Source organism: Brevibacterium yomogidense (genome assembly GCF_016107685.1).
GTDB lineage: Bacteria > Actinomycetota > Actinomycetes > Actinomycetales > Brevibacteriaceae > Brevibacterium > Brevibacterium yomogidense.
Map to the genome: position 1 here is coordinate 219,917 of NZ_JABASY010000006.1, position 15,163 is coordinate 235,079.

Here is a 15,163-nt window from a genome sequence, read left to right on the forward strand (position 1 = left end):
GGCGGCGACGGGCCGGTCGGTGCCGCCGCTCGTCGAACCGGCACCGGACCTCAGCCGGGAGGAGATCGAACGGTACTCCCGCCATCTCACCCTCACGGAGGTCGGGCCCCTGGGCCAGCGACGACTGAAGAACGCGCGGGTGCTCGTCATCGGTGCGGGCGGCCTCGGCTCACCGGCCCTGCAGTACCTCGCGGCTGCCGGCGTCGGCACGATCGGTGTCGTCGACGACGACCACGTGAGCATCTCCAACCTGCAGCGGCAGGTGGTCCACGGCACCGAGGACGTGGGCCGGCCCAAGACGGAATCCGCCGCCGAGGCGGTGGCCCGCCTCAATCCGCACGTCACCGTCCGCACCCATCCGGTGCGGCTCAGCGCCGACAATGCGCTGGACCTGGTCCGGGAGTACGACCTGGTCCTCGACGGTGCGGACAACTTCGCCACCCGCTACCTCGTGTCCGACGCCTGTGTGCTCGCGGGTGTGCCGTGCGTGTGGGGGTCGATCCTCCGGTTCGAGGGGCGGGTGAGCGTCTTCCGGGCAGAGCACGGCCCCACCTACCGGGATCTGCACCCGGAGGCGCCGCCGGCGGGCGAGGTGCCCAGCTGCGCCGAAGGCGGTGTGCTGGGCATGCTGCCGGCGGCCGTCGGCGCGGTCATGGTGACGGAGGCGGTGAAGCTCATCACCGGCATCGGTGAACCGCTCATCGGCCGCGTTCTGCTCCACGACGCGCTCACGATGCGCTGGCGGGAGATCGGGCTCATGAAGGACCCGGAGGCTGCGCCCGTGCGGGAGGTCGGGGGCGGAGACCAGGGCAGTGGTGCCGGTAGCAGTGGTGGTCACGATGATCATGCGGTCGACGGTGTCGGATCGGCCTGCTCAGCCGACGGAACTGTTCCCGCGAGCACGGGTGCCACGAGAGGCGGCCCTGCCACACACGAGACCGTCACCGCCACGGAGCTGTCGCAGCTCCTGGAGTCGCGGTCGGCGGGCACGACGTCATTCGTCCTCGTCGACGTGCGTGACGACTGGGAGCGGCACCTCGTGTCGATCCCCGGGGCGGTCCCCGTGCCGCTCGACGAGCTCCTGTCTCGGGGCGCGGAGGCGCTGCCCGCAGACGCGCGCGGCGTGAACCTCGTCCTGCACTGCAAAGCCGGGGCGCGGTCGGCCAAGGCTCTTGCCGCACTGCGGCCGCACTTCGCGACGCGGGAGGAGACGCTGCGGCACCTGGACGGGGGCGTGCTGGCGTGGATCGACGACGTCGCACCCGACCAGCCGCGGTATTGACGTTCTCAGCGCTGCGGAGCTCTGACCGGCGTACAGGCTCCTGATGGTCGGGGGCATGGGTCCCAGACCATCAGGCGCGACGCTCGCGTGCCCGGTGGGGCATCCCTCCGGGTGTCAGGTTGCGGTGTGCTCACTCCGACAGTCCGCGCGCCCGCTCCTCCGCGACCGCCCGAGCGGGGTCCAGCAGGCGCCGCATCCCCGTGTTGAAGACGGAGCGGTCCGGGAGGACGCCTCCGGCGAGGAGGACCAGCCCCGCGCCCTGGTCGAGGGTCAGCAGCAGGGTGCCGAGGTCCGAGGAGGACAGGGGCTCGCCCTCCGCCCGCGATGTCTTCGCGAGCTCCTTGTAGTACTCGAGTCCCGCGTCCAGGCGCTGGTGCAGCTGAGGCGCGAGCGTCTCATCCCGGGCCGCGGTGGCGATGAATTCCAGTGTCGCCAGGGCGAATCCCTTCACGGCGTCCGTCGGGTAGCCCTCGCGATCCGCCGGATCGCGGTCGGTCGATGTGGGCTGGGTGAGCTCCTCGAACGGGTTGCGCCGCTCCGCGATCGATTCCTGCAGATTCACATCCATGACCGCCAGGAACAGATCGGACTTCCCCGCGAAGTTGGAGTAGACGGCGCCTTTCGAGTAGCCGGCCACACGGGCGATCCGGTCCAGGCTCGCAGCGTGATAGCCGTCGTTCGAGAACACGTCGCGAGCCGCGACGATGAGCGCGTCACGCGTCTGCTGCTGCCGGTCCTGACGGGACGGAGGATCGGGAAGCTGTGTCATTCCTCGAGCATATGTCGAACCACCTCTTGACGTACCGCTGGTATCCGAATACCGTCAGTATTCCAATACTGGCGGTATGTGAGGGGCGGCATGGACGACGACAGGGACACCGATGTCCTCCGCATCACCGGTCTCACGCGCAGCTTCGGACCGGTCCGTGCGAACGACGACATATCACTGCGCGTGGGCCCCGGCGACATCGTCGGGCTCCTGGGCCACAACGGTGCGGGGAAGACCACACTGGTGTCCCAGGTCGTGGGCCTCCTCCGACCCGATGAGGGGGAGATCCGGGTGGGGCGGGTGGATGCCGTCAGGAGCCCCGGAGCCGCACGCCGGCACGTGGCCCTCCAGCCGCAGGCACAGGCACCCATCGACGGGCTGACCCCGCGATCCGCGATTGAGATCGCAGGCCGACTGCGCGGACTATCCACCCGGGATGCACGAGCGGCCGCCGTTGCGCTCGCGGAAGAACTGGACATCGGCCCGTGGCTGGACAGGCGCGCGCTGCCCGAGGGCGGCGGCCTGTCCGGAGGGATCCGACGGCTCACGGGGTTCGCGATGGCGGTGACCGCGCCCACTCCACTCCTCATCCTGGACGAGCCCACCAACGACATCGACGCCTCGCGCCGTCGCCTGCTGTGGGAGGCGGTGCGCCGCCGCGGTGACGACGGCAGCGGAGTCCTGCTCGTCACCCACAACGTGGCGGAGGCCGAAAGGATCGTCGACGACCTCGTCATCCTCGAACGAGGTCGGGTGATCGCCCACGGTTCGCCGGCACGCCTGAGAGGAACGCAGGACAGCGACCTGCGACTGGAGCTGCACGTGCCGACGGGCAGCGCGGACCCGTCCGACGCGGCATCGGATCTAGCGGTGCGGCGGCGCGTGAGGACCGGACGGCGCACACTGCTCACCGTCGCGGCGGCAGAGGGAGCCTCCGCCGTCTCCTGGGCCACCGCCCAGCACGCAGAGGGCCGGATCGAAGGCTTCTCGCTGGCCCCGGCCACACTCGAGGACGCCTACCTGTCCCTGACCGCACGGAGTTCCGCGACCGCGCAGAATTCCGCGACCGCGCAAAGCTCATCGTCAACGCAGAGCGATCCCGGGGCGGCCACTCATGTCTGAGCCGATAGGCTCACCGGTTGCGCCCACCGCGCAGAGCCGGACCGTCGCACCGGTCCAGGTGAGCCTGTGGACGACCTTCCGCACGATGCTGCGGTGGTCGCTCGCGTCGATCGGATCACTGCTGCCGCTCATCGTCATCATCCAGGCCGCTCTGGCCGCGGGCATCATCATCGGATTCGGCTTCCTCATCCCGGACATCGACCCGGCCAGCGCTCTGTTCCTGTCTTCCGGTGCTCCCACGGTCCTGCTGCTCACCGTCGGCCTGGTGATCGCCCCGCAGGGGGTGTCACGCGCGAAGACGACCGGTGCGTTCGACTACCAGCGTGCGCTCCCGGTGGCGCGGCCGCTGCTGCTGGTCGTCGACCTCGTGGTGTGGGCACTCGTCGCGCTGCCCGGTGTCGCCGTCGGCCTCCTGGTGGCATGGCTGCGCTACGACGTCGCGCTCTCCTTCGACTGGCCACTGCTGACGATCGCCTCCCTCCTGGTCACGACGATGGCCACCGCCGTCGGATACGCGATCGCGGTGAGCTGCCAACCCATGCTGGCGCAGCTGATCAGCCAGGTCCTGGTGTTCTTCGTCCTGCTGTTCTCACCGATCACCTTCCCCGCGACTCAGCTGCCCGATTGGTTCCGGACTCTGCACGACCTCCTGCCGATCCAGGCGTCGGCACACCTCATGCGCGCAGGAGTCGCAGCGGACGTCTTCACCTTCGAAGTGCGCGACCTGCTGCTGCTGGCGCTCTGGACCGCAGCGGGTCTGCTGGTCACGACGCGTGCGCTGGTGCGCCGCAGATGACCGTGTGGACTGCGGACGGATCTGTGCAGAGTGCTGGCCAGCCGGGCCCGTGCGTGCACATACTCTGAGGGACACACTCCCGCAGTCCAGGGACCCCGTGACCGGAGGAGCATCATGGAAGGCACAGCGCACCACGCACTGAGCTACATCGAGTTCGGCGTCACCGACCTCGCAGCGACCCGCGCGTTCTACGAAGCGGCATTCGGGTGGCGGTTCAACGACTACGGGCCGTCCTACAGCGGCATCAGAGCCGCGGACGGCGAAGGCGAGATCGGCGGGCTGAACCCCGGGGCGGAACCCTCTGCCGGGGGACCCCTCGTCCTGCTGTTCTCCGACGACCTGGACGCCTCCGTGACAGCCGTTCAGGACGCGGGCGGAGCCGTCATCGCAGGCCCCTACGAATTCCCCGGTGGACGCAGGTTCGAGTTCACCGACCCCAGCGGCAACCGGCTAGGAGTGTTCAGCGGCGCATGACAGCCAACAGAGAGAAGCACGACCCGGCAGCCGAATGGCGTGCGGTCGACGAGTACTTCACGGCGGAACTCCTCGACGAGGACACGGCGCTCGCCGCCACCCGCACCTCCAGTGCGCGCACAACGGCGCCGCACATCGAGGTCGCCCCGAACCAGGGCGGTCTGCTCAGCCTCCTCGCGCAGATGACCGGTGCGACGCGGGTCCTCGAGTTCGGCACCCTCGCCGGCTACTCGACCCTGTGGTTCGCGCGAGCCGTGGGGGAATGCGGACGTGTGGTGTCGCTGGAGCTCGAAGAGCAGAACGCGGCCGTCGCACGCGAGAATCTCGACCGCGCAAGACTGGGTGACCGTGTCGACGTCCTCGTGGGCCCCGCGGCGGATTCGGCGCAGCGTCTCATCGAGGACGGGATGGAGCCGTTCGACCTCGTGTTCATCGACGCGGACAAGCCGAACAATCCCGTCTACCTTGCCGCAGCGCTCTCACTCACCCGCCCGGGGGCGGTGATCGTCATCGACAACGTGGTGCGCGGTGGGGCGGTGGTGGACGCCGACAGCGACGATCCGCGTGTCCAGGGAGTGCGCCAGGTGGTGCGCGACGTGTCCTCCCACCCGGACCTGGACGCCACCGCGATCCAGACGGTGGGAGAGAAGGGCTGGGACGGGCTGCTCATCGCCCGGAGACGGTAGGCCTCGGGCCCACCCCCGTGGCTCCATCGGTCCTTGCAGACCCATCGACCGCTGCGGACCCTGGTCTCGTGCAGATCCGAGGTCTTCGCGGGCACTGGACGCGTTCGTGCCCGGGGCTCATTCGTGCCCGGGACGCCTGCGGTTGCGCTTGATCTCCGCGCGCTTGCGCTTCGCCTCCAGGCGGCGTCGCTTCGAGCCGCGGGTCGGTCGGGTCGGGCGACGCGGAACGGGCGGGGCGACCGCTTCGCGCAGGAGCGCAGCGAGGCGCTCACGAGCGGCGACGCGGTTGCGTCGCTGCGACCGGTGCTCATCCGCGCTCAGGGTGATGACCGTGCCCGTGAGACGCGTCGCGAGCGCCTTCATGACACGCGTGCGCTGCACATCGTCCAGAGCGGTCGTCGTCGCGAGGTCGAGGCTGAGCTGGACACGCGAATCGGCCGTGTTCACGTGCTGGCCGCCGGGGCCGGACGACCGTGAGAACTGTTCGACCAGTTCTGCTGCGGGCACGACGAGGCCGCGGGGCGCTCCGGGGCCCGGGCTCACGTGCAGGTCGTCCATCCCTCCAGTGTCCCGCACAGCAGGCCTGTGCCGCCGGGGAGGGCTCACACGCCGAGGCGCCCCCCATCCGCTGCGGACACCTGATCCGTCGGGCCGGAAGAGTCGAGAGGAAGCCTGTCGGCGGAGCGGCTTCAATGTCAGAATGAAGGGCATGGCGGCAATGCAGGGTGGCAGTGCGGAGACCAGCTCTACACCTCCTGACCGTGCGCACGCCTCGTTCAGACGCGTCGTCGCCTGGAGCCCAGGAACCGACACCCTCATCGCAGCAGCGACGCTAGTGGTCTTCTGGGGCTGCTACTGGGCGGGCACCACCGTGAACGAATGGTTCCTGCTGGCCGGTGTCATCGTCGTCGGCACCCTCATCCCGGCATGGACGGTGCTCCAGCAGCGGGGGGAGGGTCTGGAGGGCCTCGGGATCCGACGACGGTTCCTCGTCGTCTCCCTCATCATCGCCGGTGTCATGGGTGCCGGTTCCGCTTACCAGCTCTTCACACTGGCGGCGGCTCAGGACGTGGCGGTCCTGCCCCACCTCGTGGGAAACCTGCTGGTGTTCTGGGAGCCGCTCTTCGTCTTCGGATGGCTCTACCTGCGGTGGGAGCGGGCCTTCGGCTGGCTGCCCGCGATCCTGCTCACCGGGGCCGGCTTCGTCCTGCAACACATCGGATCCGTGCCGTTCGAGGCGGCCCTGGGCTTCGGAGGATTCGCGGTGGTGTTCGCGATCGCGTTCGCGTGTGTGCGCAACCTGGCGATCCTGTGGCCGCTCTTCTACCCCGTTGCCAGCGGGATCGGTACGCTGCAGGCGGGCTTCGTCATGGGCTGGTCCTCGGTCGGGTCAGGCGCGCTGCTGCTCGCCGTACAGGGTTTCGTCCTGGCCGGCGTCTGGTGGACTGTCCACAGGAAGTGAGGAATGCCCATGTACTCCCGCATGCTCGCCAACATCGCGGTGTCCGACCAGGATGTGGCGGAGGACTGGTACAGCCGACTACTGGATCGTGCGGTGGACGCGCGACCGATGGCACGGCTTGCCGAATGGCACCTCGCAGAATCCTTCGCGGTGCAGACCTGGCTCGATTCGCAACGCGCGGGGCATACCACCGTCGTCCTCGAGGTGAGTGACCTCGATGCCGAGATGAGCCGCCTGGATTCTGTGGGCATCAAGCACGGCGGGGCGCAGCCTGGAGGAGGAGCACGCATCCTGCAGATCTCCGACCCGGACGGCAACACGATCGTGCTTGCCGGGCCGTAAGCGGTGCGGCCGCGAGGGTTCGCCTCGGGAACTCACACCCCGTCGCTGTGTGGGTGCCGGGACCTCGAACACCCGCGGGCCTCTTCTCGCAGCCTGGGCTCCACGCGCTTGTGCGGATGGAACCCGGACTTGTCCGCGTAGAACGCGCGGATGCGGTCCATGTCGCCTGCGATGTCACCGGTCAGCTCGATCGTCGGGCCCAGGCCGGTCGTCCGAGTCGGACGGTCGACGTAGCCCAGCGTGACGGGCATGCCCGTCTCCCGGGCGATCCGGTAGAAACCGGACTTCCAGTGCGTATGCCCGCCGCGCGTGCCGTCGGGCGTGACGACCAGGCCGAACACCTCACCCGCGTGCACCTGCCGGACGATGTCGTCGACGACACGGCCGGGATCGTCCCGGTCGACGGGAACCCCACCCAGCGCGCGCATGAGCGGCCCCCGCCACCCGGCGAAGAGGCTGATCTTCCCCAGCCACCGCACGTCGATGCCCTGCCGCCACGCGATGGCGAGCATGAGGACGAAGTCCCAGTTGGAGGTGTGCGGTGCGCCGATGAGCACGGTGGGACGCTGTGGCGGGGGCTGTGTGACCAGCTTCCAGCGACTGAACGTCCAGTACGCGCGGGCGGCGAGACGACGGATCATGACCCCACGGTAGAGGACACGGGACAGCAGGCGGCGCACGACCGGGGATGTGAGAGGGAGCAGGTCGCGGAGTCGCCCCCTCTAGGATGGACGGGCGGCGCCGGAGTGCGCCTGCCGGACAGGAGCGGATGATGACGGCGACACTGGTGGCTTCAGGCGTGGCCGGAGGCTACGGGCACCGCACGCTCTTCGACTCCCTCGACCTCACGGTGGCTCCCGGCGATGTCGTGGGTGTCGTCGGGGCGAACGGTGCGGGGAAGACGACGCTGCTCAAGCTGCTCGCGGGGATCGACGGACCGCAGGCCGGCACGATCTCCCTGGCGCCCACGGACGCCTTCGTCGGGTGGCTTCCGCAGGAGCACGAACGCGTGCCGGGTGAGACGGTCACCGACTACATCGCCCGGCGCACCGGCTGCGCCCGTGCCACCCGTGAGATGGACGCCGCGGCAGCAGCCCTCGCCGGACCGTCGCCGTCCACCGCGGTCGAGGACGCCTACGCCGTGGCACTCGACCGCTGGCTGACCAGTGGTGCCGCAGACCTGGACGAACGCATCCCGGTAGTGCTGGCAGACCTGGGATTCGACACGGTCGCCACCGGTGGCACACCCGTCGAAGCGGTGCACATGATGGCACTGTCCGGCGGCCAGGCCGCGCGCGTCGGACTGGCAGCACTGCTGCTGTCACGCTTCGACATCGTGCTGCTGGACGAGCCGACCAACGACCTCGACCTCGACGGCCTGGCACGGCTGGAGTCCTTCGTGCAGGGGCTGCGCGGCGGTGTCGTGCTGGTGAGCCACGACCGCGAATTCCTCGCCCGCTGCATCACGACCGTGCTGGAACTGGACCTGGCCCAGCACTCGAACCGCGTGTACGGCGGCGGCTACGACTCCTACCTCGAAGAGCGCGCGACGCTCCGTCGCCATCAGCGGGAGCAGTACGAGGAATTCGCGGACCGGAAGGCGGACCTGGTCACACGTGCACGGACGCAGCGCGAATGGTCGAGCAAGGGCGTGCGGAACGCCATGAAGAAGGCCCCGGACAACGACAGGATCCGGCGCAGGGCGTCGGTCGAATCGAGCGAGAAGCAGGCGCAGAAGGTGCGGCAGATGGAGAGCCGGATCGCACGCCTCGACGAGGTGGAGGAGCCGCGCAAGGAATGGAGGCTGTCCTTCACGATCGGATCCGCACCCCGCTCCAGCACCGTCGTCACGACACTCAGCAACGCGGTCTACAAGCGGGGCGATTTCACCCTGGGGCCCGTGTCGCTGCAGGTGAACGCGGGGGAGCGGATCGGCATCACCGGCCCGAACGGTGCGGGGAAGTCGACGCTGCTGCGCGGGCTGCTGGGGCAGCTCGCACCCGCATCGGGTTCCGCGAGTCTGGGTGCCAGCATCCGGATCGGGGAGATCGACCAGGCCCGCGCCCAGCTGGCAGGGCCCGGGCCTCTGGCCGACACCTTCGAAGCGCTCGTGCCGGACTTGGCGTCCGGGGAGGTGCGGACGCTGCTGGCGAAGTTCGGTCTGCGCGCCGACCACGTCCACCGGGCCGTCGACGAACTCTCACCGGGCGAGCGCACGCGGGCCGGGATGGCGCTGCTGCAGGCGCGCGGCGTCAACCTGCTGGTCCTCGACGAACCGACCAACCACCTCGACCTCGAGGCGATCGAACAGCTGGAGCAGGCGCTGGAGTCCTACGAAGGGGCACTGCTGCTCGTCACCCATGACCGGCGCATGCTTGCAACGGTCCGCATCGACCGGCACTGGAACGTCGAGGCGGGACACGTCACCGAACTCTGAGCCGACCGCACTCTGGGGCGACCGCATGTAAGTGCGGGGTAAGCCTCGTCCTCGAGCATGGACCGCCACGTGGAGCACCACGGCTCCACGAAGCGGAAGGATGCAACACGATGACGTACGTCTTCACCGAAGCGGACATCACCACCGAGGCCCAGAGGCTGCGCGACCAGTCGGCAGCGCTCGACCCGCTCACAGCACGACTTCTTCGAAGTGCGGGGCTGGAACCCGGGATGCGGGTGCTCGACATCGGCTGCGGGGTGGGATCGGTGACCGCACTGGCAGCCGAGGCGGTCGCACCCGGTGGCCACGTCATCGGGATCGACCGATCGGACGAAGCCGTGGCCGGAGCCCGGGCCCTGCTGGGGGACAGTAACGACGTCGAGTTCCGTGTGGCGGACGCGAACGAACTCGACGGCATCGAGAAGGGCTTCGACGCGGTGATCGGACGGATGGTGCTCGTGCACGTACCCGACCCGGTCGCCGTTCTGCGGACCGCCGCGGACCACGTGCGGCCGGGAGGCGTGATCTGCATGCACGAACCGGACATGACCTACGCGTGGACGGGCCGACCGACACCGCTGTGGAACCACGTGCGCGACGGGATCCTCGCGTCGTTCGACCACGTGGGCGCGCACAGCCGGCTGGGGAGGAACCTGTTCTCCGTGTTCCGGGACGCCGGGCTGAGCGACCCGGAGCAGATCATGGAAGCCCCGGTGGGCGGAGGCTCCTCCTCGCCCGCCTTCGGCTGGGCCAATGCCTACGCCGCGCTGCGGCCACTCATGGAGAGCGTGGGAATCGACATCGACGAGACGGTGCCGACGGAGGGCCTCACCGAAGCCCTTGACGCGGATGCCGCAGCCCACAGCGGCACGGTGATCGGGCCGCTCATGTACGGGGCGTGGACCAGGGTGCCCGGCTGAGCCCGGGACGCGCGCGTTCGGACGCACATTTCGTCGGACGCGCGACTGATCGGCGTGCTCTGTGGAAGACTGCCCAAATGAGTACTGTCGGTCCAGCTGCGCGAGGCACGCCCAGCGTGGAGACCATGACTGAGGCGGTGACCATGGCGGATGTGCGACCTCCGCGCAGTGCTGCGCTGGGCCCCTGGTACCGGACGGTGCTGGCGGGCATGCGCCGCGCCGTGTTCGGCCCCGTGCGTCGCGGTGGAACGGATCCCGGTCCGCGCACTCGCCCGCGCCTCATCCTCGCAAGCCACCGCAACGGTGCTGCCGACGGGCCCGTCGTCCTGTCCGCGTTCCCGTACGCGCAGCACCTCGTCTCGATGCAGCTGCTGCGCGGCCCCCTGCGCGCCCTCTTCACCGGCATCCCCGTCATCCGCAGCAAGGACGTGGAACGCTACGGCATGGACCGGTCGAGCATCACCGATCCCGTCACCGCGGCCGTCGAACACCTGTCTGCCGGTGGGGACCTCGTGATCTTCCCCGAGGGCACCAGCGAATGGCGGCACGCCCCAGGCACCTACCAGCGGGGTGCGGCGAAGATCTGGTGCCGCCTGCGTGACGCGGGTGTCGACGTCGACGTGCTGCCCGTCGGCCTCTTCTACGCCGCCCCGGAACGCTACTGCTCGCTCGCCGAACTGTGGGTGGGCCCCGCCGTCGACCTGCCCGACACCGTCGACGGGCCGCGCACCAGCCGGGAGGAGCACGCGCACGCGCTCCTGACCGACGCACTCGACGCCGTGTCCGTGAACTGCCCCGATCCGCTGACGTTCGACCGCGTCCAGCGCCGCGCCACCGCCCGAGCCCGCGCCGGCGAACCCTTCGCCGCCGCCTTCCTCGACGAGCAGCGCGCAACAGCGGCCGCAGGGCTGACCCCTGCCGAGCCGGGGCCTCGGGAGCAGACATCCGCAGGGTCTGCACCTGCCCAGCGGGGGCCTCGGGAGCAGACAACCGCCGCCGAGGCCCCCATCGGTCCGTGGCCCCGTCGCCTGGGACTGGCCCTCCACTGGCCGGTCGCCCCCGTCCTGTGGGCCGCCGCGTGGGTGGGCCGGAAGGCGGACGCGCGGAACACGGTCACGTTCTATCGGATGCTCGGCGGCAGTGGTGCCGCGGTCGGCTGGGCGCTCGTCCTCGTCGTCACCGGAGTGTGGGCGACGCTCGCCGGAACCAGAGCCGGAACCGGAGCCGGGGCCACTGTGGCCGCCGTCGCCGGTGCCGGACTGCTGAGTCTCGTGGCGGGACGTGCGATCGTGCGCGCTCGCCGCTGGCAACCCGACACCGCACCCCTCACCTGAGCTTCCACCCGCACCACCCGCACCACCCGCACCACCCGCACCACCCGCACCAGAGGAGACCGCATGTCCCGCATCATCGACTTCGGCCATGACGACGCCACCCGCCTGGACGTGTCCGGAGGGAAGGGCGCGAGCCTCGCGAAGTCCGCGCGCGACCTCCCCGTGCCGCCCGTCATCATCGTGACAGCGGAGGCGTACGCTGCGATCCTCGCGCCCGTGCGTCAGCAGATCCGCGGGATCCTGCGGGAGAGCACGATCGAGGGAGCGGCCGCACGGGTGCAGCAGCTGCTCCTCGACATGGAGCTGGAGGACGGGTGGGTCGAGGAGATCGACGCGGCCCTCCGGCAGGCGGGCCTTGCCGACCGTGCGGTCGCCGTGCGCTCGTCCGGGACGATGGAGGACCTCCCCGGCGCGGCCTTCGCCGGCCAGCACGACACGTTCCTGGGGGAGCGGGGTGCCGCCTCCGTCGCCCGCGCCGTCCAGCGCTGCTACGCGTCCCTGTGGAACGCGCACGCGATGAAGTACCGCGACCGGCTGGGACTCGACCACCTTCAGGCGTCCATGGCCGTCGTCGTCCAGCAGATGGTCGAGGTGGGGGCTGAGGAGGCCGCCGGTGTCGCGTTCTCGATCGACCCGGTCCGGGGAGACCTGTCCACCGTCCTCGTGAATGCCGCCTACGGCCTCGGCGAGACGGTGGTGGGTGGTGAGGCGGAGGTCGACGAATACCTGCTGAGCCGCGACGGCACCGAGGAGCGGGAGATCCGGGTCGCCGCGAAGCCGGTCGCCCTTGTCGTCGACGGGGACGGCGGGACGCGGGAGGTCGCCGTCGATCCGGCGCTCGCCGATGCGGCAGCGATCGATGCGGACCTGCGTCAGGCCGTGGCCCGCCTGTCGGTGCAGGCGGAGCATCACTTCGGGTTCCCGCAGGACATCGAATGGGCCGTGAGCGACGGCGAGCTGTTCCTCCTGCAGTCGCGTCCGATCACCCGGGTGGCAGCGCGGTGGACGCGCGACGAATCCGCCGAACGCTACCCGAACCCCGTCACCCCGCTCACATGGGACCTCGTCGAAGCGGGCTTCCACGCATCGCTGCGCCACAGCTTCCAGCTCATGGGTCTGCCGCCTTTCGGCGACAAGTGGTTCGCGATGAAGGACTTCTACATCTATGGCAACCAGACGGCGGTCGACCTGTACAGCGGCCGTTTCCCCGCAGCGATGCTCCGCGACATCGACAGCATCCGTGAGGCCCTGCCGGAGATCGCCCGACGATACGCGTGGGTGCAGGACCTGCCCGTGCAGTGGATGCGCGACCTCGACACCTACCTGCTGGGGATCGGCAGGCTCTCCCACGAGCCGCTGGACGGCAAGGACCTCGCGGGCCTGTGGGACCACGTGCGGGAGATCAGCGACCTGGGGTCCACGTACTTCCTGCCGAACATCGCGATCTCGCTCACCCAGACCACCCTGTACAAGGGGCTCCTCACACTGCTGTCGATGAAGCTGCCGCAGGAGCAGGCGCAGGCCGTGTTCGACCAGCTGCTGGGGCAGACGGACACGAAGACGGGGCAGGTCAACGACGAGCTCTGGGAGCTGTCGCGCACCATCAGGACGACCCCGGACCTGCTCGACTGGTTGGACGCCGCGCCCAGCGCGGAAGGGCGGATGGACGAGCTGCGTGCGGAGTTCCCGGCGTTCGCCGCTGACCTCGACGCGTTCCTGGACCGCCACGGGCACCGCGAGCTCGACTTCGATGCCTACCACCCCACGTGGATCGGGGCTCCCCACATCGTCGTGAACCAGCTGCGGGTGCTTGCGCACCGTGAGGAGAGCGCGCAGGCCTCGCCCAACCAGCTGCGGGCGAAGCAGGCGGAGGTCGAACGGCAGGTGCTGGACGCTGTGCCGGACGACCTGCGCTACTTCCTGCAGGAGGTCATCCACCTGGCGCGCACCTACACGGCGCTGGACGACCTGGAGCACTACCAGACGACCCGGCTGACCCTGCCGATGCGCAGGGCACTCGCCGCGCTGGGGCAGCGGCTGGTCGATGCGGGAGTGCTCGATCACGTGGATGACGTGTACTTCCTGCACGCAGACACCCTCGAAGAGGCGCTGCGTGACGGGTCCGCGGATGCGCTCCGGACGCTGCGGCCGGAGGCCCGGACGCTGCGCGCCGGTTACGGAGCGGCGCTCGAGACCGATCCGGACTGGGTGCACGGGCAGACCGGTGAAGATCTGTCCGCGGAGGCGGACATGAGGGGCACGGCCGGCAGCCCCGGGCAGGTGGAGGCGGAGGTCTTCGTGGTGCACAGCCCCGACGACTTCCCGCTGTTCCCCGCTGGTGCGGTCCTCGTCGCCCGGACGACGAACCCCGCGTGGACGGCGCTGTTCTACCAGGCTGCAGGTGTCATCACCGAAAGTGGCGGTGCACTGTCGCACGGCGCGGTGACTGCGCGGGAGCTTGGCATTCCCGCTGTCATGAGCATCCGGGACGCGACCCGGCGCTTCACGAACGGGCAGCGTGTGTGTCTGGACGGTGCGCAGGGCACGGTCGTGCTGGTGTGAAGGACGCGGTCATCGACCAGGACGGCTGGCACTCGGGCCCGTCCTGCGCACGATTGCGAGGACGATCATCACCTGTGCCGCGATGTAGGTCGACATGATGAGGAAGTCGTGCGCGGGCAGGCTGATCCCCGCGAGTGACCGCACTGCGATGAGCCCGTCGGAGACGAAGAAGACCGCACCGCCGATGCCCGCGAGGACTCCCAGTCCTGTCGCGAGGACGGCCATCGTCATCAGCGCCACCCCGTAGAGGATGACGGGGACGAGGAGATTCCCCGCGTGGGGAGCACACAGGACGAGGAGGAGTGCGAAGAGGCCGAGGTAGGGCAGAAGCCAGACCGGTCCGAGGCGACGGGCCGCGACGGAGTATCTGCGGGAGGGCCAGAACGCCACGATGTACACGATCTGGGCGATGAGGAACATGCCCACGAGCGTGAGGAACGCGGTGTCACCCGCCAGGAAGCGGGGGACCGTGTCACCCAGCCAGGAGAAGAATAGGGCCACGAGCACCAAGCGCACCAGCCGGGCGTGAGGTTCAGATTCGCCGCTGTGGAGTGGGACGCTGTGCCGTTGAACGCTCTGCTTCTGAACACGGCGGCGCGCTTTCACCGCGGTGAGGAAGCACCACACGAGGAGCGGCATGAGCAGCACCTGCGTGACATCCGCGATGACACTCTCCGGCGCCCGCAGCTGCGTGCCGAGGTGGACGAGGGTCGCACCAGCCAGAAGGCCAGCGGGGACGGCCCAGGGGACGCGTCGGGAGAGGGGGACACTCGTCGTCGGGTCGCTCATGAACCGGACAGTACCTCACGCCCGGGCCCGGGCGACGGACGGTGAAGGAGCGGAGATCTACAGGAAACTTCGCCACCTACATACGAATAACAGCGCAGCTGGCGAGCGGATGTGCAGCTGGCGAAGTTTCCTGCAGGTGGCGAGCGAACGTGCAGCGCGTCACCGCTGCGCGTTCGCTCACCTCCCCA

At 69.6% G+C, this 15,163-nt stretch carries 15 protein-coding genes; 11 read left to right on the top strand and 4 right to left on the bottom strand.

The features are described 5' to 3' along the window. The first annotated feature begins 19 nt into the window (after positions 1-19). Entirely contained in the window at positions 20-1,282 is a 1,263-nt protein-coding gene (gene moeB, locus JFC09_RS14455) for a molybdopterin-synthase adenylyltransferase MoeB (RefSeq protein ID WP_332839788.1), read from the top strand. A 130-nt stretch (positions 1,283-1,412) separates the two neighbouring features. On the opposite strand, the gene JFC09_RS14460 is transcribed toward moeB, so the two are convergent. Next, positions 1,413-2,051 (bottom strand): TetR/AcrR family transcriptional regulator, encoded by a 639-nt coding sequence (locus JFC09_RS14460; RefSeq protein ID WP_198394739.1) that lies wholly within the window; start codon positions 2,049-2,051, stop codon positions 1,413-1,415. 90 nt (positions 2,052-2,141) lie between these two features. Here JFC09_RS14460 and JFC09_RS14465 point away from each other — a divergent pair, with 90 nt between their 5' ends. From JFC09_RS14465 to JFC09_RS14480, 4 genes are all read left to right on the top strand, one after another. Continuing rightward, the gene (locus JFC09_RS14465) at positions 2,142-3,173 is read left to right on the top strand and encodes an ABC transporter ATP-binding protein (RefSeq protein WP_198394740.1); all 1,032 of its coding nucleotides are present in this window, start codon (positions 2,142-2,144) and stop codon (positions 3,171-3,173) included. After that, complete coding sequence (locus tag JFC09_RS14470) at positions 3,166-3,969, top strand: ABC transporter permease (RefSeq protein WP_198394741.1); 804 nt, start codon at positions 3,166-3,168, stop codon at positions 3,967-3,969. The genes JFC09_RS14465 and JFC09_RS14470 overlap by 8 nt, the downstream gene beginning before the upstream one ends. 114 nt (positions 3,970-4,083) lie before the next feature. Next, positions 4,084-4,443, top strand: a complete 360-nt coding sequence (locus JFC09_RS14475; protein WP_198394742.1) for a VOC family protein — start codon at positions 4,084-4,086, stop codon at positions 4,441-4,443. Further along, positions 4,440-5,129: an O-methyltransferase gene (locus JFC09_RS14480; protein ID WP_198394743.1), complete on the top strand. Its 690-nt coding sequence runs from the start codon at positions 4,440-4,442 to the stop codon at positions 5,127-5,129. The genes JFC09_RS14475 and JFC09_RS14480 overlap by 4 nt, the downstream gene beginning before the upstream one ends. A 117-nt stretch (positions 5,130-5,246) precedes the next feature. On the opposite strand, the gene arfB is transcribed toward JFC09_RS14480, so the two are convergent. Further along, positions 5,247-5,687 carry an alternative ribosome rescue aminoacyl-tRNA hydrolase ArfB gene (gene arfB, locus JFC09_RS14485; RefSeq protein WP_198394744.1) on the bottom strand — a complete coding sequence of 147 codons (441 nt, stop codon included), beginning with the start codon at positions 5,685-5,687 and terminating at the stop codon, positions 5,247-5,249. A 151-nt stretch (positions 5,688-5,838) separates the two neighbouring features. Here arfB and JFC09_RS14490 point away from each other — a divergent pair, with 151 nt between their 5' ends. Both JFC09_RS14490 and JFC09_RS14495 read left to right on the top strand, forming a co-directional pair. Beyond that, positions 5,839-6,591 carry a hypothetical protein gene (locus JFC09_RS14490; RefSeq protein ID WP_198394745.1) on the top strand — a complete coding sequence of 251 codons (753 nt, stop codon included), beginning with the start codon at positions 5,839-5,841 and terminating at the stop codon, positions 6,589-6,591. A 3-nt stretch (positions 6,592-6,594) separates the two neighbouring features. Next, positions 6,595-6,933, top strand: a complete 339-nt coding sequence (locus JFC09_RS14495; RefSeq protein WP_232483628.1) for a VOC family protein — start codon at positions 6,595-6,597, stop codon at positions 6,931-6,933. Positions 6,934-6,965: 32 nt separating this feature from the next. Here JFC09_RS14495 and JFC09_RS14500 read toward each other — a convergent pair whose 3' ends face one another. Continuing rightward, on the bottom strand, positions 6,966-7,574 hold the full coding sequence (locus tag JFC09_RS14500; protein WP_198394746.1) for a 1-acyl-sn-glycerol-3-phosphate acyltransferase: 609 nt from the start codon (positions 7,572-7,574) through the stop codon (positions 6,966-6,968). Between the two features lie 131 nt (positions 7,575-7,705). Here JFC09_RS14500 and JFC09_RS14505 point away from each other — a divergent pair, with 131 nt between their 5' ends. The 4 genes from JFC09_RS14505 (at position 7,706) to JFC09_RS14520 (ending at position 14,186) form a co-directional block, all read left to right on the top strand. Then, positions 7,706-9,370 (top strand): ABC-F family ATP-binding cassette domain-containing protein, encoded by a 1,665-nt coding sequence (locus JFC09_RS14505; RefSeq protein WP_198394747.1) that lies wholly within the window; start codon positions 7,706-7,708, stop codon positions 9,368-9,370. Between the two features lie 110 nt (positions 9,371-9,480). Further along, on the top strand, positions 9,481-10,290 hold the full coding sequence (locus JFC09_RS14510) for a class I SAM-dependent methyltransferase (RefSeq protein WP_198394748.1): 810 nt from the start codon (positions 9,481-9,483) through the stop codon (positions 10,288-10,290). 125 nt (positions 10,291-10,415) lie between these two features. Continuing rightward, positions 10,416-11,624: a lysophospholipid acyltransferase family protein gene (locus JFC09_RS14515; RefSeq protein ID WP_198394749.1), complete on the top strand. Its 1,209-nt coding sequence runs from the start codon at positions 10,416-10,418 to the stop codon at positions 11,622-11,624. A gap of 63 nt (positions 11,625-11,687) precedes the next feature. Continuing rightward, positions 11,688-14,186 (top strand): PEP/pyruvate-binding domain-containing protein, encoded by a 2,499-nt coding sequence (locus JFC09_RS14520; RefSeq protein ID WP_198394750.1) that lies wholly within the window; start codon positions 11,688-11,690, stop codon positions 14,184-14,186. A 9-nt stretch (positions 14,187-14,195) separates the two neighbouring features. On the opposite strand, the gene JFC09_RS14525 is transcribed toward JFC09_RS14520, so the two are convergent. Next, positions 14,196-14,975, bottom strand: coding sequence for a lysoplasmalogenase (locus JFC09_RS14525; RefSeq protein ID WP_198394751.1), 780 nt, complete (start codon positions 14,973-14,975; stop codon positions 14,196-14,198). Between the last annotated feature and the right edge of the window lie 188 nt (positions 14,976-15,163).

Bases quoted from the DNA above. Each gene is read 5' to 3' on its own strand.
- JFC09_RS14460 (WP_198394739.1), bottom strand. From the start codon at position 2,051: ATGACACAGCTTCCCGATCCTCCGTCCCGTCAGGACCGGCAGCAGCAG.
- JFC09_RS14465 (WP_198394740.1), top strand. From the start codon at position 2,142: ATGGACGACGACAGGGACACCGATGTCCTCCGCATCACCGGTCTCACG.
- JFC09_RS14470 (WP_198394741.1), top strand. From the start codon at position 3,166: ATGTCTGAGCCGATAGGCTCACCGGTTGCGCCCACCGCGCAGAGCCGG.
- JFC09_RS14475 (WP_198394742.1), top strand. From the start codon at position 4,084: ATGGAAGGCACAGCGCACCACGCACTGAGCTACATCGAGTTCGGCGTC.
- JFC09_RS14480 (WP_198394743.1), top strand. From the start codon at position 4,440: ATGACAGCCAACAGAGAGAAGCACGACCCGGCAGCCGAATGGCGTGCG.
- arfB (WP_198394744.1), bottom strand. From the start codon at position 5,687: ATGGACGACCTGCACGTGAGCCCGGGCCCCGGAGCGCCCCGCGGCCTC.
- JFC09_RS14490 (WP_198394745.1), top strand. From the start codon at position 5,839: ATGGCGGCAATGCAGGGTGGCAGTGCGGAGACCAGCTCTACACCTCCT.
- JFC09_RS14495 (WP_232483628.1), top strand. From the start codon at position 6,595: ATGCCCATGTACTCCCGCATGCTCGCCAACATCGCGGTGTCCGACCAG.
- JFC09_RS14500 (WP_198394746.1), bottom strand. From the start codon at position 7,574: ATGATCCGTCGTCTCGCCGCCCGCGCGTACTGGACGTTCAGTCGCTGG.
- JFC09_RS14505 (WP_198394747.1), top strand. From the start codon at position 7,706: ATGACGGCGACACTGGTGGCTTCAGGCGTGGCCGGAGGCTACGGGCAC.
- JFC09_RS14510 (WP_198394748.1), top strand. From the start codon at position 9,481: ATGACGTACGTCTTCACCGAAGCGGACATCACCACCGAGGCCCAGAGG.
- JFC09_RS14515 (WP_198394749.1), top strand. From the start codon at position 10,416: ATGACTGAGGCGGTGACCATGGCGGATGTGCGACCTCCGCGCAGTGCT.
- JFC09_RS14520 (WP_198394750.1), top strand. From the start codon at position 11,688: ATGTCCCGCATCATCGACTTCGGCCATGACGACGCCACCCGCCTGGAC.
- JFC09_RS14525 (WP_198394751.1), bottom strand. From the start codon at position 14,975: ATGAGCGACCCGACGACGAGTGTCCCCCTCTCCCGACGCGTCCCCTGG.